Below are 17,500 nucleotides of genomic sequence, written 5' to 3'. Positions count from 1 at the left end.
GGTACCCACGGTCGATGTGGAAGATGTCGTGAACTTCGGTGGTTCCGTCCGCAACCAACCCCGCAAGCACGAGCCCGGCGCCGGCCCGAATATCCGAAGACCACACCGGTGCACTCGACAACACCGGAACTCCGCGGATCACCGCATGGTGACCGTCAGTTCGGGCGTCGGCGCCGAGTCGGATCATTTCCTCGACAAATCGGAAACGCGATTCGAATACGTTCTCGGTGATCATCGACGTGCCTACGGCAACCGCCGCCAAACCGATTGCCATCGGCTGCAGGTCGGTCGGGAATCCGGGGTACGGCAATGTTGCGAAATTGACCGCTTTAGGCCGTTCACGCTGAATGACGCGGAAACCGTCAACCTCGGGAGTCACCTCCGCGCCGGCCGTCCGAAGCTTGTCGAGGACCAGTCCGAGATGCTTGTGGTTCACCCCGCGAACGCGGACGTCACCCCTGGTCATGGAGGCAGCGACACCCCATGTTGCGGCAACGATCCGGTCACCGATGACGCGGTGAATAGTCGGTTCCAACTTGCGGACGCCTTGAATGGTGAGCGTCGAACTTCCGCCGCCAGATACCTTGGCGCCCATCTCGTTGAGCATGTTGCACAGATCCACGATCTCGGGCTCACGTGCAGCGTTGTCGATCACTGTCTCACCACGGGCGAGGACCGCTGCCATCAAGATGTTCTCGGTTGCACCCACAGACGGGAAGACCAGGCGGATGTTCGCTCCATGCAGGTCGTCTGCCTCGGCAACTACACATCCGTGTTCGATCTCGCTGCGCGCACCCAACAGGCGGAGCCCGGATTGGTGCATGTCGAGGGGCCGAGAACCGATGGCGTCACCTCCAGGCAAGGCAACAACAGCGCGTCGACAACGCGCGACCAGCGGACCGAGAACACACACTGACGCTCGGAACTGTTTCACCGCATCGAAGTCAGCGTGATACTTCGGCTCGGCCGGCGTAGTGATCCGCACTTCGGAATCTTCGAGTTCGACTTCGCAGCCCAGACCTCGCAGAACGTCCGCCATCAGCGGTACGTCGAGAATGTCCGGGCAGTTGGTCACGACAGTGGTGCCTTCGGCCAACAGCGCCGCGGCCATCAGCTTCAGCACACTGTTCTTGGCCCCTCCCACCAGTACTTCACCTTCGAGGCGGTTACCCCCGGTCACAAGAAAGTGCTCACTCACGGTTCACAGCCTAGAGCCACAACCTCGTCGGCACCGCGCCGGTACCGTAGCCCTATGTCTGTTCACCTGACGAAGATCTACACCCGGACCGGCGACGACGGGACCACGGGCCTCAGCGATTTTTCCCGCGTGTCCAAGAACGATCCGCGTCTGATCGCCTACGCGGATTGCGACGAGACCAATGCAGCGATCGGTGTGGCCGTTGCCCTCGGCACTCCCCCGGAGAATCTCCTTGCAATGCTGCGCCAGATCCAGAACGACCTTTTCGACGCAGGGGCCGACTTGTCCACCCCCGTGGTCGAGAACCCGAAGTACCCGCCGCTACGAGTGACTCAGTCCTACATCGATCGACTCGAAGGATGGTGCGATGAGCTCAATGAGCAACTGGCACCGTTGAATTCGTTCATTCTGCCGGGCGGTACCGCCTTGGGAGCCCTGCTTCACGTAGCAAGAACCGTCTCGCGGCGTGCGGAGCGTGCGGCTTGGTCCGCCATCGATGCGAACCCGGAGGACACGAGCGTGCTCCCCGCGAAATACCTCAACAGATTGTCGGATCTGCTCTTCATCATGGGAAGAGTGGCAAATCCTGAAGGCGATGTGCTCTGGAAGCCCGGCGCCGGAGCTTGAGCGGAACCGGTCAGGCGGTGCGTCGCCTACGGGCGCGCCCGTCCGGCCGCGATTCCACCCAGGACAGGAACGCTGTCAATGCTCCACTGTCCAAAGCGATTTCGTAGGCCGACGAGCCGTCGTTGACCTTGACCACGACGATGTCGTCGCTCATGATGTCGAATTCGGTACCCGAGGGAGAGCGACGGCTCTCGACCTCGATTCCTTGACGATCAATCCTGGAGTCCGGGCCCGGCCGCAGACTCGACAGTTTGAAAAAGACGAAGGTGCTTTCGCCGTAGCGAATGATTCCGTGACGCCACCCGCTGTCCCCCGGGGATGGCAGAACACGAAGCAGTGCAGCGGTACCGCCGCGACGCAGAACCAGCAGACGATACAGAAAAGCCGCGACGAGAACCGCGAGCAGCACAACCAGAATGATCAACACAGTCATTCCGAATGTCACTGTTCGTCGGCTCCCGTCGCGGCTTTACTCGAGTAACTTACGCGCGCTCGACGGCCCGGAGCTGACCCTTGGCGACCGCAATCGCTTCGAGGTCGCCCGAGTTCTCGGCCAAGACAGCCTTGGCTGCCTCGACGTCGATGTCCTGTGCCATGTCCGCGGACTCGGCAAGGATCGTCACCGTCGTCGCAGTGACGGAGAGAAATCCTCCGTGTACCGCAGCAACGATACGCTCGCCGTCGACCGAGGTGATCGACACGGTTCCGCCCTCGATCAGCTGGCCGAGGACCGGCTCATGCCCAGGCATGATTCCGATTTCACCCTCGGTGGTCTGAGCGCTGACCAGCGTCGCCGAACCAGACCACAAGCGCTGCTCGACGGCAACGAGTTCTACGGTCATCTCAGCCATCGTGGACTACTTCCCGGCCATCTTCTTGGCTGCAGCCTCGACGTCGTCGAGTCCACCGCAGCTGTTGAATGCCTGCTCGGGCAGGTGATCGAACTCGCCCTTGCAGACGCGGTCGAAGGCTTCGATCGTGTCGCGGAGCGGCACGACGGAGCCGGGCTCACCGGTGAACTTCTCGGCAACGATGAAGTTCTGGCCGAGGAACTTCTGGATACGACGGGCGCGGCCGACGAGGACCTTGTCCTCTTCCTGAAGCTCGTCCATACCGAGGATGGCGATGATGTCCTGCAGTTCCTTGTACTTCTGCAGGATGCGCTTGACCTCGTTGGCAACGCGGAAGTGCTCGGCACCGACGATGCCGGGCTCCAGGATGCGGGAGGTCGAGCTCAGCGGATCCACAGCGGGGTAGATACCCATCTGCGAAATCGGGCGCGAAAGCTCGGTGGTGGCATCGAGGTGCGCGAACGTCGTAGCCGGCGCGGGGTCGGTGTAGTCGTCGGCGGGCACGTAAATAGCCTGCAGCGAGGTGATCGAGCGACCACGGGTCGAGGTGATGCGCTCCTGGAGCTCACCCATCTCGTCCGCCAGCGTGGGCTGGTAGCCCACTGCCGAAGGCATACGGCCGAGGAGGGTGGAAACCTCGGAGCCTGCCTGCGTGAAGCGGAAGATGTTGTCGATGAACAGCAGAACGTCCTGGCCCTGAACGTCGCGGAAGTACTCCGCCATCGTCAGTGCGGACAGGGCGACGCGCATACGCGTTCCGGGCGGCTCGTCCATCTGGCCGAAGACAAGGGCGGTGTCCTGGAGGACGCCCATCTCTTCCATTTCCAGGTGGAGGTCGGTGCCCTCACGGGTACGCTCACCGACGCCTGCGAACACCGAGGTGCCCGAGAACTCGCGAGCGATACGCGTGATCATTTCCTGGATCAGAACGGTCTTGCCGACGCCGGCGCCACCGAACAGGCCGATCTTTCCACCCTTGACGTACGGGGTGAGGAGGTCGATGACCTTGATGCCGGTCTCGAGGATCTCGGTCTTACCTTCGAGCTGATCGAAGGCTGGTGGCTTGCGGTGGATTCCCCACTGCTCGCCGTCGCGGCCGAGGCCCGGGGTGTCGAGGCAATCGCCCAGTGCGTTGAACACGTGGCCCTTGACGACGTCACCGACGGGAACCGAGATCGGCTTGCCCGAGTCGGTCACTGCAGTGCCGCGGACGAGTCCGTCGGTGGGCTGCATGGAGACGGTGCGGACCAGGTTGTCACCGAGGTGCTGTGCAACCTCCAGCGTCAGCGTCTTGGCGACCGAGGGAAGCGTGATCTCGGCGTTCAGGGCGTTGAACAGTTCAGGAACAGCGCCACGCGGGAATTCAACGTCCACGACGGGACCGATGACCCGCACGACGCGGCCGGCTACGGCCGAAGCCGAACCTGCCCCGTTGTTTTCGGTTACTGCTGCGGTCATGTGCTAGTCACTTCCTGCGCTCGAGGCGAGCGCGTTGGCGCCGCCGACGATCTCGCTGATTTCCTGGGTGATCTGGGCCTGGCGAGCCTGGTTGGCCTGACGGCTCAACGTGTTCACCAGTTCGTTTGCGTTGTCCGTCGCGGCCTTCATGGCAGTACGACGGGCTGCCGACTCCGATGCCGCAGCATCGAGAAGCGACGAGAAGATACGAGTGCTGACGTACTTCGGGAGAAGAGCGCCGAGAAGCTTCTCGGGCTCGGGCTCGAAGCTGAAGTCCGCGACGGGGCCATTGTCATGGTCGTCGTCGTGGCCGTTGGTCAGCATGTCGTCACCGAGTTCGATGCGCTCTTCCGACACGAAGACCTCGAGAGGAGCCATACGGCGAACCTCGGGAGTCTGCGTCAGCATCGACACGAAGCGGGTGTAGACGATATGGAGTTCGTCGACGCCCTCGATCGTGCCTTCACCGTTCGGAGCGGCAACCTGGTTACCCGAACCAGCCATGAACAGCTCCACCAGGTGGCGGCTGGCCTTCGCGGCATCCGAGTAACCCGGATCCTGCGAGAAGCCCGTCCACGCAGCACCGATGTCGCGGCCGCGGAACGTGTAGTAGCCGAGCCCCTTGGAACCGAGCACGTACACGACCGGCTCCTTGCCCTCGCTGCGGAGGAGAGCCATGAGCTCTTCTGCCTGCTTGAGGACGTTGGAGTTGTAGCCACCACACATGCCGCGGTCACTGGTGACAACGAGGACCGCTGCCCGCTTGGGCTCCGGACGCTCGTTGAGCAACGGGTGATCGAGCGAAGCAGACGCACTCGCCAATTCGGTGAGTACCTTCGTGATCTCCTCGGCATACGGCTTGGACGCGGCGACGCGAATCTGAGCCTTGGTGATACGCGAAGTCGCGATCAGTTCCTGTGCCTTGGTGATCTTCTTGGTCGAGTTGACCGACTTGATACGAGACCGCAATTCGAGAATGCTCGCCATCGATCAATCACTCTCCCTTCGGAATTCGCAGTGTCATGGGCGCGTACGTCACTTGCTGACGGTCTTGCGCTTGACGTTGATCTGCTCGTTCGCGACCTCGTCGGCGCCCAAAGCGTCAGCCTCGGCTTCGTTCACGACCCGGCTTCCGTCGGATGCGATGAAGCCTTCCTTGAACTTGTTCGTCGCGGCGATCAGCTCAGCAGCGTTGTCGGCATCGAGTGCCTTACCGCCGTTGATGCTGGAGTAGACGCCAGCAGCCGAGTGCTTGAGGTCTTCGAGCAGTTCCTTCTCGAAGCGACGGACGTCGCCGATCGGAACGCTGTCGAAGATGCCTTCGCCGGCCAGGTAGATCGAGACGATCTGGTCCTCGACGGGGATCGGGCTGTACTGATCCTGCTTGAGCAGCTCGACCAGACGGGCGCCGCGCTCGAGCTGAGCCTTGGAGGCAGCGTCGAGGTCGGAAGCGAAGGCGGAGAACGCTTCGAGCTCACGGAACTGAGCCAGTTCCAGACGCAGCGAACCGGAAACCTTCTTCATGCCCTTGGTCTGTGCAGCGCCACCGACGCGGGAGACCGAGATACCGACGTTGATCGCGGGGCGAACGCCCTTGTTGAACAGGTCGGACTCGAGGAACACCTGACCGTCGGTGATGGAGATGACGTTGGTCGGGATGTAAGCCGAGACGTCGTTCGCCTTGGTCTCGATAATCGGCAGAGCCGTCAGCGAGCCACCGCCGAGTGCGTCGGACAGCTTCGCCGAACGCTCCAGCAGACGGGAGTGCAAGTAGAAGACGTCACCGGGGTAAGCCTCGCGTCCCGGCGGGCGACGCAGCAGCAGCGAGATGGCGCGGTACGCCTCTGCCTGCTTGGTCAGGTCGTCGAACACGACCAGAACGTGCTTGCCCTGGTACATCCAGTGCTGGCCGATGGCCGAGCCGGTGTACGGTGCGAGCCACTTGAAGCCTGCGGAATCAGATGCCGGAGCAGCAACGATGGTGGTGTATTCCATCGCGCCCTTCTCCTCGAGGGCAGCCTTGACGCCCGCGATGGTGGAACCCTTCTGACCGATGGCAACGTAGATGCAGCGCACCTGCTTGTTGACATCGCCGGAATCCCAGTTGGCCTTCTGGTTCAGGATGGCGTCGATGCAGACCGCGGTCTTGCCGGTCTTGCGGTCGCCGATGATGAGCTGGCGCTGGCCGCGGCCGATCGGGGTCATGGCGTCGATAGCCTTGATACCGGTCTGGAGCGGCTCCTCGACCGGCTGGCGCTCGAGCACCGAAGCGGCCTGGAGCTCGAGTGCACGGTTCTCGGTGCTCTCGATCTCGCCGAGGCCGTCGATGGGCGCACCCAGCGGGTCGATGACGCGGCCGAGGAAAGCATCGCCGACGGGAACCGACAGAACGTCGCCCGTGCGCTTTACTTCCTGGCCTTCTTGAATGTTCTGGTAATCGCCAAGGATGACGGCACCGATTTCGGTGGCATCCAGGTTGAGCGCGACGCCGACGATTCCACCGGGGAACTCCAACAGCTCGTTGGACATAGCCGAAGGCAGGCCAGAGACGTGCGCAATGCCGTCACTGGTGTCGGTCACTGTGCCGACCTCCTCACGGGAGGCCTCCGGGGAGTAGCTCGCGGTGTAGTTGTCGATCGCGCTACGGATCTCGTCGGAGGAGATCGTCAGCTCCGCCATGTTTTTCCTGCTCTCGGTGTCTGGTCTTCGAAAAGATCTGGAGTATGTGTTCGGCTGAAGGACTACTTGAGGTTCTTCCGCAGTGCTGCGAGTCGACCCGCTGCGCTGCCGTCGATAACCTCGTCGCCCACCCGGACGACCAAGCCGCTGAGGAGTTCTGGATCGACCTCGACGTGCACTGCTACCGGCTTCCCGTAGGTGCGGGTAAGAGTGCTCGCCAAGCGATCCGACTGCTCCGAGCTCAACGCCGAGGCGCTGCGAACGTGAGCAACGGTGGTATCGCGCTGCGCTGCGGCAAGATTCGACAGCTGATCGAAAGTGTCTGCGGGTGCAGACTTCAACCGGCCGACAGCCTGTCCGGCGAGTGCCTCGGTGACCGCGGTGACCTTGCCGTAGAGCAAGCGGGAGAGGAACTCACGCTTGCGGGCTGCGGGAACCGACAGATCCGAGAGCGTCTGCTCCAGGCTGGGATCCCCTGCCACGATGCGACCGAGACGGAAGAGCTCGTCCTCAACGGTGTCCAACTGGCTCTGATCGGCTGCGGCGCGGAGCAGAGCTTCGCGTCCGAGCAGTTCGAGCGAGTTGACCAAGTCGCGGGCCGCAGACCAGTCCTGGCCTGCAGCTGCCTTCACGGTGGCGAGCGCCTCGGCGCCGACCTTTCCGGAGAACAACTGCTCTGCCAAAGCCTGGCGACCAGCGGCCGGTGCCGAAGCGTCAGCCAGCGCGCTGCGAAGAGCGCGCTGGCCGTCGAGTACCTCGACCACCGAGAAGAGCTCGGACCCAGCCTGAGCAGAAGCAGCAGTTGCGGCTCCTGCAGAGACGGCGCCCAGGGCACTGCTCAGCGCAGAACGAGTCTGCGCCAAGGCTTCACGGCTCGCTGCGTACATGTTGCTCACTTCCTGGCTGAATCAGCGCTGACGGTGTCGAGCTCGTTGAGGAAACGATCAACCGTTCCGGCGCGCTTCACGTCGTCGGCGAGGGACTCCCCGATGACCTTCTCGGCCAGGTCTACAGCGGTCTTGCCGAGATCCGAGCGGAGCTCAGCGACGATCTGCTGACGCTGGGCGACGAGCTGGCTGTGGCCTGCGGCCACGATGCGGTCGCTCTCGTCCTGCGCCTGAACCTTCATGTCAGCGATGATCTGCTGACCCTGGGTACGCGCTTCCTCACGGATCTGCGCTGCCTCGGTACGAGCTTCGGCGAGCTGCGCGCGGTACTGCTCGAGCGCTGCTGCTGCCTCCGCCTGTGCGTCTTCGGCTTTCTTGATGCCGCCCTCGATCTGCTCGGTGCGTTCGGCCAAGACCTTCTGGAACTTCGGAAGAACGAGCTTCCAGAAGACGAAACCAACTACTACGAGCGCGACCGCGGACCACACGATGTCGTATGTCTCGGGGATGAGGGGATTGTGTTCAGTCGTCCCCTCCGCCGCGAGAATTGCGATGGTGGCTGCCATGTCGGTCTTAGAAGATGAAGCCGGCGACGAGGCCGATCAGCGCGAGGGCCTCGGTGAATGCAATACCGAGGAACATGGTGGTACGAACCTGGCCGGCCATCTCGGGCTGGCGGACCATGCCTTCGATTGCCTTGCCCACAACGATGCCCACGCCGATGCCGGGGCCGATTGCTGCGAGGCCGTAGCCGATGGCTCCGTAGCCGCGCGACTTGGTCTCGACAACTTCCTGAGCGAGGTAAGCGATGCTCATGGTGTTCCATTCCCTTTCTGTTGACCTCCGCCGGATTCGGCAAGAGGCTCAGTTCTTGGTGTAGCTGGTGAGGAGGTAAAAGGTCAGTGCTCGTCGGCGTGGAGCGCCAGATCGATGTACACCGCGGTCAGCAGCGCGAACACGTAAGCCTGCAGGAAGATGACCAGCAGCTCGAAGAACGTGAATGCGATACCGGCAATGATCGACGGAACACCGAAGATCGCCTGGAATCCGCCGGACACGAAGAAGAAGTAGTTCGTCGCGCTGAAGAACAGCACCAGCAGGATGTGGCCGGCCAACATGTTGGCCATGAGACGAACCATCAGCGTGAACGGGCGCAGGATGAAGGTCGAGATGAACTCGATGGGCACCAACAGGAAGTGCAGGGGCAGCGGGACGCCGGGAACGACGATGCTGCTCTTGACGTACTTGAAGAAGCCGTACTTCTTGATTCCCACGTAGTTGAACACGATGTAGGCGAGCGCTGCGAGTACCAGCGGCATACCGATTCGTGCGTTCGGCGAGATGTTCAGGAAGGGAATGACGCTGGCCAGGTTGCTGGCGACCACGATGAAGAAGATCGTCGTGATGACCGGCAGGAAGCGCTTGCCCTGTTCCTTGCCCAGGATCTCCTCGGCGATGTTGATACGAACGAAGTCGAGCGCGAGCTCAGCTGCGTTCTGCAGTCCACGGGGAACCAGTCGAGGGCTGCGCATTGCGATCACGAAGAAGGCTGCGACCAGCACCGACATCAGCAGACGAATCAGCATCAGACGGTCGAGCTCGAAGGGGCCCGCGTGAATCAACACGGAGGGCGGGAAAAAATCGTCTAGTGACGGCGCATGGAATTCATCCGCGGCCAGGGTGGTGACGCTCAGCGTTCTCTCCCGTAGTCGGTCCGCAGCCATCATTGACTGCGGTTCGATCGGACATTGACGATCTACAAGTCGACAAGTTCGACTCGCGCATTCGTCAGCAGCTGGAGAACCCTAGAGGGGCCTGGCGTCTGTCGGTGTCGGCGACTCTCGTCGACTCAGTGGTCAGAATTTCGACCACCTGCGAGCACATGGCATCGTCGGCTGAGTGTTACTCGGCCCACCATTGCTCTCGCTTGAACCGAACCTTATCAAGTCATCTACGACATTGTGTAGATGGGGTACCTGGAAGTCCGATTAGTTACCTCTTGTAGTACTACTCGTCGTCGTCGACGTTGCTGCTGGGAGTGGGATCGACGTACGTAGTTTTGGTTCCCAGGACGCCGTAAGTCTCCGCACCGAGCACCACGACCAGCGACATGATGATGACCAGGACGAGGGCGGTCTTGTTGTAGAAATCCATGTCCGAGAGGACAAAGAGAACCACCATCGCGAGAATCATCTTCAGCAGCCAGGTACCGAGTAGAACGGCACCGGCCGTGAGCGCAGGCAGCTTCGCTGTGAGCAGCACGCCCAACGCCGTGAACAGGATGAACCCGCCGCCGACGGCTGCGCCGATCAAAGCGCCGTAGACGCCTTCCTTACCGGCGAAGAGCCCGCCCAGGAGCGCGCCGACCACGGCCAGCGCGATCAGCCCCATCACACCCCACTTCACGGCCGACTTCATGGCGGCGGTCGAATCAGGGATGGGTTGCGAGGCAGGTACAGGCTGCGGCGTGTTCGTCACGATACCCAAGGGTAATGGATCGGAAAACTTGGCTAGCGACGCTGCTGCTTGCGATCGATAAGGGAAGGCACCGCAGTGAAGAACAACGCAAGAACCAAACCGGCCGCGACGAGTACAACAACCAGCTGACGATTGAGCAGCGAGGATCCGACGGCACCGAACGCCAGGACGCTGACCCACAGGTAGATGACCAGCACAACTCGTCGGTGCGTGTGTCCGATCTGCAAGAGGCGATGATGCAGGTGCATCTTGTCCGGACTGAACGGACTGACGCCCGCTTTCGTCCGGCGGATCACGGCCAGGAGCATGTCCAGCATCGGGATGAACATCACAGCCCCGACCAGCAACAACGGCGCGAGGAGGCCGACGAGGTCGCGGGTTCCGTAAGCAGCGAGCGGAATACGACCGGATGCACTGGTGGAGATCGCGGCCAGCATGAGACCGATCAACATCGACCCGGAATCGCCCATGAAAATGCGCGCTGGATTGAAGTTGTGTGGAAGAAAACCGAGACAAGCGCCTGCCAAGGCCGCCGCGATCATCGCCGGCGGGTAGACACTCGCGTCGCCGCCCTGATCGTGGAGAAGACCGATCGAGAAGATGAGGATGGCGAGCGCCGCGATCAGCCCCAACCCGGCGGCCAATCCGTCGAGACCGTCGACAAAATTCATGGCGTTGATGGTCGCGACGGCAACAGCAACGGTGAACAGTCCGGATTGAATCTGATCGAGGATGATGGTGGACCCACCGTCACCGCCGAACGGGTTGTAGATGATGAACCAGCTGACGCCCATCACCACGAGAACGCCGGCAGCAGTCACCTGACCGACAAATTTGGTGAGGGCGTCGAGGCCCCACCTGTCGTCGATCACACCCACGAGGACGATGACGGCGCCAGCTACGAGCGCAGCGTGTACGTCAGGACTGCCGAAGCCGAAACCTCTTGTGAGCGCGGGTAATTGCTGCGCAAACAGCAGACCGACAGCCATGCCGACATACATTCCGACGCCACCGAGGCGCGGAATCGGCTCGACGTGAACGTCCCGATCACGAGGAATCGCGACAGCGCCGAACCTCAGCGCCAACAACCGGACTGCGCCAGTCGCCAGGTAGGTCACCACCGCCGCCGTACACAGCACGAGCAAAAGTTCACGGATGGGAACACCCGCTCCCCCGCCACCCTGTGCCAGATACGTGGTCGCCTCGTAGGAAGTGATCACTGCTCGAGATCACCCGTCTGGCGGGCATAGGCAGGCTTTGCCCGGACCAGTTCGCGAACGCCGTCGGCAACTGCTGCCAACTCGGCCTCTCCTGACGTGGTGGCGGGGTCCGCGACAACTGCGCGCGCGATCAACTCCCCCACCACGCTCATGTCGGAGCGGTTGAAACCCTGGGTCGTCACGGCCGCGGACCCGACGCGGATTCCGGACGTGACGGCAGGCGACTGCGGATCGAACGGAATCGCGTTCTTGTTGAGCGTGATCGAAGCCAGTCCGCACCTACGCTCGACGTCGACGCCGGTGACACCGCTTGCGCGCAGGTCGAGAAGCGCCAGATGTGTGTCGGTTCCACCGGACACGGTGCGCAGACCGCGAGCTTCCAACGACAGCGCGAGCGCCGATGCGTTGGCAACCACTTCCTGTGCATACCAACGATATTCCGGCGTCGACGCCTCTTTGAACGCAACCGCTTTCCCGGCGATCGCATGCATCATCGGGCCGCCTTGAATGAAGGGGAACACCGCGCGATCTACAGCCGAGGCATGCTCGCTGCGGCACAGGATCATTCCGCCGCGCGGGCCTCTGAGGACTTTGTGCGTCGTCGCGGAGACGACGTCGGCGTACGGAACGCACGAAGGTATCGCCCGGCCTGCCACGAGTCCGATGAAGTGGGCGGCGTCGACCCACAGGATCGCACCGACCTCGTCTGCGATCGAGCGGAAGGCTGCGAAGTCGATGGTGCGGGAGTACGCGGTCGCGCCGGCGACGATGATTTTCGGCTTGTGCGCCAGAGCCAGGGTGCGAACCTCGTCGTAGTCGATCAATTCGGTGGCCGAATCGACGTGATAGGGAACGGTGGTGAACCACTGCCCCGAAAAGCTGACGCGAGACCCGTGAGTCAGATGCCCACCGTGCGGCAGACTCATCGCCAATACGGTGTCGCCGGGCTTGGCGAATGCAGCGTACACCGCGAGATTCGCAGTGGCCCCCGAATGCGGTTGGACGTTGACGTGCTCGGCGCCGAACAGCGCCTTTGCCCGATCGATCGCCAGATTCTCGGCTACGTCGACGTACTCGCACCCGCCGTAATAACGCCGACCCGGATAGCCCTCGGCGTACTTGTTGCTCAGAGTCGAACCCAAGGCAGCCAGTACGGCAGGGCTGGTGAAGTTCTCGCTCGCGATGAGTTGAAGTCCGTCGCGCTGACGCTCGAGTTCGGCCAGCGCAACAGCCGCGATCTCGGGGTCTGCCGTGGCAAGCTCACCGAAATCCGGTCCCCAATACGTGGATTCCCCCGCGCGCTCGCCGCCGGCGCCGACCATCGTTACGAAACTCCCTCTACGAGACTTTCCGGACTGGTGCCCAATACCTCGGCGATGGATTCTGCCGAGACGGCACCCACTCGCAAGATACGCGGTGAATTGCCGGTCAGGTCGACGATCGTCGAAGCAACGGCATGTTCGGCCTTGCCCCCGTCGAGATACACGCTGGCAGATCCGCCGAGCTGATCTCGGGCTTCCTCGACGGTAGTTGCCGGCGGACGCCCCGAAATGTTGGCGCTCGAGACGGCAAGCGGTCCGACATCGCGCAACAATTCGAGGGCAACCGGATGCAAAGGCATGCGGAGCATGACGGTTCCGCGGGTATCACCGAGGTCCCAGGCAAGTGAAGGCGCCTGCTCGACGACCAGGCTCAGTCCGCCGGGCCAGAACGCGCGGATCAGATCCCGTGCCTGCGGGCGCACGCTGTAGACGAGCCCGTCGATGGTGTTCCACGATCCGACCAGTACCGGGACGGGCATGTCTCGCCCGCGTCCCTTGGCGCGCAACAGACTCGTGACAGCTTCGCTGTCGAACGCGTCGGCGGCGAGTCCGTAAAGGGTGTCGGTAGGGAGAACTACGAGTCGGCCGGCCTTGAGCGCGTTCTTCGCGGCGGCCAAGCCTGCGGTTCGGGAATCTGTCTGACTGCAGTCGTACACGGTGCTCACTCAGCCATCCTTTCACTCTGCGCTTCGGGCGTTCGATTCCGCTGTGCTTCGACGTCGGTGGCGACACGTCTGGCGACGACGAATCGCGGACGACCGGCAAGATCTGGATGCTGCGCGACCTCGCCGAATACCCGGCGTGCCGAGAACAGCGCAGCGACGCCGTCCCCGTTGGTGTCGTCGTGCTCGATGCCTGCCGCGCCGCCGATTCGAAGCCACCGTGCGATGTTGCTGATCATGGGTTTGATGACGGACAGACCGTCGGTACCGCCGAACAGTGCGGTGTGTGGGTCGTAATCCATGACCTCAGGCTGCAATTGCGCGCCTTCGGGGATGTACGGCGGATTGGACACGACCAGATCGACGCCGCCCTCGAGCCCTGGCAACAGGTTCCGATCGGTGACATCACCCTGATGCAGATGGATCGGTGTATCACCGGCGGCCTCGCGGTCGGCAGCATTACGACGCGCCCACGCCAGGGCGGCGGGCTCCTTCTCCACGGCGTGAACGACGGCGTCCGGACGGGCCTCGGCGATGGACAGCGCGAGTACACCCGATCCCGTGCACAGGTCCAGAACTACCGGCGGCTTGCTTCCGCAACCTTCGAGGAACGAGAGTGCCCAACCCATGAGCAGTTCGGTTTCCGGCCGCGGAATGAAGACACCCGGCCCGACAGCGACGTCGATGTTGCCCATCGACGCGACTCCGATGATGTGCTGCAACGGAATCCGCTTCACCCGTTGCGCAACCAACTCGTCGAACGCCGCGATGACCTCGGGATCGACCAACGGAATCAGCCCGAGACGCGTGCGTTCGACCCCGAGCAGGTGGGATGCCAACAACTCGGCGTCGGTGCGTGGGCTGGGCACACCTGCGGCGTCGAGCTGTTTTGCAGCTTCGATCAGCGCCAAACGAAGTGGAAGTCGACTCACGGGTACAGCCTGCCACGCTCGACCGACACGCGGTTCACCGAGTTCCCGGCGGGATGGAGGTCAGTCATGGTCTGCATCTACTCGGCCGCGAGACGCGCCTCTCGGTCCGCCTTGCCCAATGCATCGAGAAGTGCGTCGAGCTCACCGTCGAGCACCGCGTCGAGGTTGTGCGACTTGAATCCGATGCGGTGATCGGTGATGCGGTTCTCGGGGAAGTTGTAGGTGCGGATGCGCTCCGAACGGTCCACCGTCCGAACCTGACTCTGGCGACCTGCCGACGCTTCAGCGTCCGCGGCTTCCTCGGCGACTACCTGCAAACGGGCTGCAAGGACCTGCATGGCGCGCGCCTTGTTCTGGAGCTGCGAACGCTCGTTCTGGCAGGTGACGACGATGCCGGTCGGAAGGTGCGTGATTCGGACAGCAGAGTCGGTCGTGTTGACGCCCTGACCGCCCTTGCCGGACGAACGGTAGACGTCGATACGCAGGTCACTTTCGTCGATCTGGACCTGCTCGACCTCTTCGGGCTCCGGGTAGACCAGAACGCCGGCAGCCGAAGTGTGAACGCGTCCCTGGGATTCGGTGACAGGCACTCGTTGGACGCGGTGAACGCCGCCCTCGAACTTCAGCCGCGCCCACACTCCGTCCGGGGTGTCCGACTTGCTCTTGATCGACAGCGTGGCTTCCTTGTATCCGCCGAGATCGGAGACCGTCGCGTCGAGAATCTCGACGCGCCAGCCATGCCGTTCCGCGTAGCGGACGTACATGCGGGCCAGGTCCGAGGCGAAGAGCGCGGATTCTTCGCCGCCCTCACCGGACTTCACTTCGAGGACGATGTCGTCGCCGTCATGCGGATCACGCGGCGCCAACTGATCGGTAAGCGTCTGCTCGAGCTGCGCGACCTCGGCTTCGAGATCGGGGATCTCGGCGGCGAAGCTGGAATCGTCGGCGGCTAGTTCGCGCGCGGCTTCCAGATCGTCCTGCGCAGCGGTGAGCTTGTTGTACGTCGACATGATCGGCGAGAGCTCGGAGAACCGTTTACCGACGCGCCTGGCAGCGGCAGGGTCGTTGTGCAGCGCCGGATCGGACATCTGTGCTTCGAGACCGGCGTGCTCCGCCAAGATGTCGTCGATGGCCGAGGGCTGGGTTGCGCCTGCCATGGTTCGCTCCGCTCTGAGTTTCGATTCCTACGGTGCGCGCTTGAAGGTATTTCGACGCCGGGACCCGGGAAACGCGCAAACCGAGTGCAGGCACAAAAAAGCCGACGCCCGATCTGCGCATGGCAGATCGGGCGTCGGCGGAACAGCTAGGACTCGGTGGCCGGGACCTTGCTGTCTGCGCGCTTACCGTAGCGAGCCTCGAAGCGAGCGACGCGTCCACCGGTGTCGAGAATCTTCTGCTTGCCCGTGTAGAACGGGTGGCACTGCGAGCAAACCTCGACGTTGATGCGTCCGGACTCCTTGGTGCTGTGGGTCTCGAACGTGTTACCGCAACCGCAGACGACGGTGGTCGCTACGTAGGTTGGGTGGATTCCTGCCTTCATGGTGTCCCTTTCAATGGTCGCCGGGTCGACGTCGCCAATCGACATCGTGAACCGGAACCGGACTCGGCCGTTCAGTATGCCAGATGCGGTACCTCACCGGATAATCCGCGTCTCGCACGCCTCGGGGTGGCTGTACGAAGTTGTCAACGCACTGCCCCTCGGTTTTGTTCCGCCCACGCAAAAGGCCCACAACCAGCTGGTTGTGGGCCTTTGACGTCGAGTCGATCAGTCGTCGATCGCACCCGGTGCGGTCTTGGAGACCTGCATCAGGAACTCGAGGTTGTTCTTGCTCTTCTTCAGTCGATCGATCAGCAGATCGATGGCCTGATGCGAGTCCAGACCGGACAGGACGCGGCGGAGCTTGTGCAGCACCGCAGCTTCGTCCGGGCTCAGGAGCAACTCGTCCTTACGCGTGCTGGACGGGTTGACGTCCACGGCCGGGAACACGCGGCGTTCGGCGATCTTGCGATCGAGCTTGAGCTCGGCGTTGCCGGTGCCCTTGAACTCTTCGAAGATCACGGTGTCGCCGGTGGATCCGGTCTCGACCATTGCGGTAGCGATGATGGTGAGCGATCCACCGTTCTCGATGTTGCGGGCAGCACCGAGGAAACGCTTCGGCGGGTAGAGCGCCGTCGAGTCGACACCACCGGAGAGGATGCGTCCCGACGCCGGCGAGGAGTTGTTGTACGCACGACCCAGACGCGTGATGGAGTCGAGCAGTACGACGACGTCCTTACCCATCTCGACCAGGCGCTTCGCACGCTCGATTGCCAGCTCGGCAACTGCGGTGTGATCTCCCGGCGGGCGGTCGAAGGTGGAGGAAATGACCTCACCCTTCACGCTGCGCTGCATGTCGGTCACTTCCTCGGGGCGCTCGTCCACGAGGATGACCATCAGATAGCACTCAGGATTGTTGGTGGCGACCGCATTCGCGATCGCCTGCAACACGCTGGTCTTACCGGCCTTGGGCGGGCTGACGATGAGGGCACGCTGGCCCTTACCGATGGGCATCACCAGGTCGATGACACGCGTCGTGAGAATGTGCTGCTCGGTCTCGAGGCGCAGACGCTGGTTCGGGTACAGCGGCGTGAGCTTGTTGAACTCGGGGCGCTTCTTCGCGGCCTCGACGTCGCCGCCGTTGACCGTGTCGATGCGAACCAGCGGGTTGAACTTCTGGCGCTGGCTGCCCTGCTCACCGTCACGCGAGACGCGGACGGCACCGGTGATGGCGTCGCCACGGCGAAGGCCGTTCTTGCGGATCAGGTTCATGGAGACGTAGACGTCGTTGGGACCGGCGAGGTACCCGGACGTACGCACGAAGGCGTAATTGTCGAGGACGTCGAGGATGCCGGCGACCGGCTGAAGGACGTCGTCCTCACGAATCTCGGTCTCGCGTGAATCGTTGGGTGCGCCACCCTCACCGCGATCGCGACCACGGCCACGGCGCTCGCGGAAACGGCGTCCGCGGCGTCCGCGTCCACCCTCTTCGTCGTCGTCCGGTCCGTTGTTGCGGTTGTCCGTGCGAGGACCGGCGTTGTTCTGATTGCCGCGGTCCTGGCGGTCCTGGCGATCCTGGTTGCCCCGGTTGCCCTGGTTCTCACGCTGGCCCTGGTTGTCCCGCTGGCCCTGGTTGTCGCGCTGGCCCT

19 protein-coding genes (1 of these 19 running past the window's edge) are annotated in these 17,500 nt (G+C 62.8%); 1 reads left to right on the top strand and 18 read right to left on the bottom strand.

Annotated elements, in window-relative coordinates; translation table 11 throughout:
• Nucleotides 1–1,198 carry the 5' portion of a UDP-N-acetylglucosamine 1-carboxyvinyltransferase gene (gene murA / locus YH3_RS22590; RefSeq protein WP_064444082.1) on the bottom strand. Its footprint begins 62 nt before the window's first position, so the window shows 1,198 of its 1,260 coding nt (coding positions 1–1,198); its start codon is at nucleotides 1,196–1,198; its stop codon lies beyond the left edge, outside the window.
• Between the two features lie 54 nt (nucleotides 1,199–1,252).
• Between murA and YH3_RS22585 the strand changes: the two genes are divergently transcribed.
• Nucleotides 1,253–1,825: a cob(I)yrinic acid a,c-diamide adenosyltransferase gene (locus tag YH3_RS22585; protein ID WP_003941362.1), complete on the top strand. Its 573-nt coding sequence runs from the start codon at nucleotides 1,253–1,255 to the stop codon at nucleotides 1,823–1,825.
• Between the two features lie 10 nt (nucleotides 1,826–1,835).
• On the opposite strand, the gene YH3_RS22580 is transcribed toward YH3_RS22585, so the two are convergent.
• The 17 genes from YH3_RS22580 to rho form a co-directional block, all read right to left on the bottom strand.
• The gene (locus YH3_RS22580; protein WP_029255703.1) at nucleotides 1,836–2,258 is read right to left on the bottom strand and encodes a DUF2550 domain-containing protein; all 423 of its coding nucleotides are present in this window, start codon (nucleotides 2,256–2,258) and stop codon (nucleotides 1,836–1,838) included.
• Nucleotides 2,259–2,307: 49 nt separating this feature from the next.
• Nucleotides 2,308–2,676 (bottom strand): F0F1 ATP synthase subunit epsilon, encoded by a 369-nt coding sequence (locus YH3_RS22575; RefSeq protein WP_003941287.1) that lies wholly within the window; start codon nucleotides 2,674–2,676, stop codon nucleotides 2,308–2,310.
• A 6-nt stretch (nucleotides 2,677–2,682) separates the two neighbouring features.
• On the bottom strand, nucleotides 2,683–4,134 hold the full coding sequence (gene atpD, locus YH3_RS22570; protein ID WP_003941349.1) for a F0F1 ATP synthase subunit beta: 1,452 nt from the start codon (nucleotides 4,132–4,134) through the stop codon (nucleotides 2,683–2,685).
• 3 nt (nucleotides 4,135–4,137) lie between these two features.
• Complete coding sequence (locus YH3_RS22565; protein ID WP_003941320.1) at nucleotides 4,138–5,121, bottom strand: F0F1 ATP synthase subunit gamma; 984 nt, start codon at nucleotides 5,119–5,121, stop codon at nucleotides 4,138–4,140.
• 48 nt (nucleotides 5,122–5,169) lie between these two features.
• Complete coding sequence (gene atpA / locus YH3_RS22560) at nucleotides 5,170–6,813, bottom strand: F0F1 ATP synthase subunit alpha (protein ID WP_007726218.1); 1,644 nt, start codon at nucleotides 6,811–6,813, stop codon at nucleotides 5,170–5,172.
• 62 nt (nucleotides 6,814–6,875) lie between these two features.
• A complete protein-coding gene (locus YH3_RS22555; protein WP_003941304.1) occupies nucleotides 6,876–7,700 on the bottom strand; it encodes a F0F1 ATP synthase subunit delta in 825 nt (274 codons plus the stop codon).
• Nucleotides 7,701–7,705: 5 nt separating this feature from the next.
• On the bottom strand, nucleotides 7,706–8,266 hold the full coding sequence (locus YH3_RS22550; protein ID WP_003941337.1) for a F0F1 ATP synthase subunit B: 561 nt from the start codon (nucleotides 8,264–8,266) through the stop codon (nucleotides 7,706–7,708).
• 7 nt (nucleotides 8,267–8,273) lie between these two features.
• Complete coding sequence (locus tag YH3_RS22545; protein WP_003941327.1) at nucleotides 8,274–8,516, bottom strand: ATP synthase F0 subunit C; 243 nt, start codon at nucleotides 8,514–8,516, stop codon at nucleotides 8,274–8,276.
• Between the two features lie 83 nt (nucleotides 8,517–8,599).
• Nucleotides 8,600–9,427, bottom strand: a complete 828-nt coding sequence (gene atpB / locus YH3_RS22540) for a F0F1 ATP synthase subunit A (protein ID WP_003941403.1) — start codon at nucleotides 9,425–9,427, stop codon at nucleotides 8,600–8,602.
• A gap of 280 nt (nucleotides 9,428–9,707) precedes the next feature.
• Nucleotides 9,708–10,178 carry a glycine zipper family protein gene (locus YH3_RS22535; RefSeq protein ID WP_064444081.1) on the bottom strand — a complete coding sequence of 157 codons (471 nt, stop codon included), beginning with the start codon at nucleotides 10,176–10,178 and terminating at the stop codon, nucleotides 9,708–9,710.
• 32 nt (nucleotides 10,179–10,210) lie between these two features.
• Nucleotides 10,211–11,398 (bottom strand): glycosyltransferase family 4 protein, encoded by a 1,188-nt coding sequence (locus YH3_RS22530; protein WP_030537335.1) that lies wholly within the window; start codon nucleotides 11,396–11,398, stop codon nucleotides 10,211–10,213.
• Nucleotides 11,395–12,720, bottom strand: a complete 1,326-nt coding sequence (gene glyA, locus YH3_RS22525; protein WP_064444080.1) for a serine hydroxymethyltransferase — start codon at nucleotides 12,718–12,720, stop codon at nucleotides 11,395–11,397. Before glyA ends, YH3_RS22530 begins: the two co-directional genes overlap by 4 nt.
• A gap of 2 nt (nucleotides 12,721–12,722) precedes the next feature.
• The gene (locus YH3_RS22520) at nucleotides 12,723–13,385 is read right to left on the bottom strand and encodes an L-threonylcarbamoyladenylate synthase (RefSeq protein ID WP_003941345.1); all 663 of its coding nucleotides are present in this window, start codon (nucleotides 13,383–13,385) and stop codon (nucleotides 12,723–12,725) included.
• Nucleotides 13,382–14,314, bottom strand: a complete 933-nt coding sequence (gene prmC, locus YH3_RS22515; protein WP_030537333.1) for a peptide chain release factor N(5)-glutamine methyltransferase — start codon at nucleotides 14,312–14,314, stop codon at nucleotides 13,382–13,384. The genes YH3_RS22520 and prmC overlap by 4 nt, the downstream gene beginning before the upstream one ends.
• 77 nt (nucleotides 14,315–14,391) lie before the next feature.
• A complete protein-coding gene (gene prfA / locus YH3_RS22510; protein WP_003941341.1) occupies nucleotides 14,392–15,471 on the bottom strand; it encodes a peptide chain release factor 1 in 1,080 nt (359 codons plus the stop codon).
• Nucleotides 15,472–15,617: 146 nt separating this feature from the next.
• On the bottom strand, nucleotides 15,618–15,854 hold the full coding sequence (gene rpmE / locus YH3_RS22505; protein ID WP_003941310.1) for a 50S ribosomal protein L31: 237 nt from the start codon (nucleotides 15,852–15,854) through the stop codon (nucleotides 15,618–15,620).
• A 225-nt stretch (nucleotides 15,855–16,079) separates the two neighbouring features.
• Nucleotides 16,080–17,500, bottom strand: a 1,421-nt coding sequence (gene rho / locus YH3_RS22500) for a transcription termination factor Rho (RefSeq protein ID WP_064444079.1), incomplete at its 5' end; no start/stop codon positions are given.

The sequence above is a fragment of the Rhodococcus sp. YH3-3 genome, assembly GCF_001653035.1.
GTDB lineage: Bacteria > Actinomycetota > Actinomycetes > Mycobacteriales > Mycobacteriaceae > Rhodococcus_F > Rhodococcus_F qingshengii.
This window is presented reverse-complemented; position numbering and strand designations above follow the sequence as displayed.

What these genes read in the sequence shown, in the direction of transcription:
- YH3_RS22585 (WP_003941362.1), top strand. Translation starts at nt 1,253, where the DNA reads ATGTCTGTTCACCTGACGAAGATCTACACCCGGACCGGCGACGACGGG.
- YH3_RS22580 (WP_029255703.1), bottom strand. Translation starts at nt 2,258, where the DNA reads ATGACTGTGTTGATCATTCTGGTTGTGCTGCTCGCGGTTCTCGTCGCG.
- YH3_RS22575 (WP_003941287.1), bottom strand. Translation starts at nt 2,676, where the DNA reads ATGGCTGAGATGACCGTAGAACTCGTTGCCGTCGAGCAGCGCTTGTGG.
- atpD (WP_003941349.1), bottom strand. Translation starts at nt 4,134, where the DNA reads ATGACCGCAGCAGTAACCGAAAACAACGGGGCAGGTTCGGCTTCGGCC.
- YH3_RS22565 (WP_003941320.1), bottom strand. Translation starts at nt 5,121, where the DNA reads ATGGCGAGCATTCTCGAATTGCGGTCTCGTATCAAGTCGGTCAACTCG.
- atpA (WP_007726218.1), bottom strand. Translation starts at nt 6,813, where the DNA reads ATGGCGGAGCTGACGATCTCCTCCGACGAGATCCGTAGCGCGATCGAC.
- YH3_RS22555 (WP_003941304.1), bottom strand. Translation starts at nt 7,700, where the DNA reads ATGTACGCAGCGAGCCGTGAAGCCTTGGCGCAGACTCGTTCTGCGCTG.
- YH3_RS22550 (WP_003941337.1), bottom strand. Translation starts at nt 8,266, where the DNA reads ATGGCAGCCACCATCGCAATTCTCGCGGCGGAGGGGACGACTGAACAC.
- YH3_RS22545 (WP_003941327.1), bottom strand. Translation starts at nt 8,516, where the DNA reads ATGAGCATCGCTTACCTCGCTCAGGAAGTTGTCGAGACCAAGTCGCGC.
- atpB (WP_003941403.1), bottom strand. Translation starts at nt 9,427, where the DNA reads ATGATGGCTGCGGACCGACTACGGGAGAGAACGCTGAGCGTCACCACC.
- glyA (WP_064444080.1), bottom strand. Translation starts at nt 12,720, where the DNA reads ATGGTCGGCGCCGGCGGCGAGCGCGCGGGGGAATCCACGTATTGGGGA.
- prfA (WP_003941341.1), bottom strand. Translation starts at nt 15,471, where the DNA reads ATGGCAGGCGCAACCCAGCCCTCGGCCATCGACGACATCTTGGCGGAG.
- rpmE (WP_003941310.1), bottom strand. Translation starts at nt 15,854, where the DNA reads ATGAAGGCAGGAATCCACCCAACCTACGTAGCGACCACCGTCGTCTGC.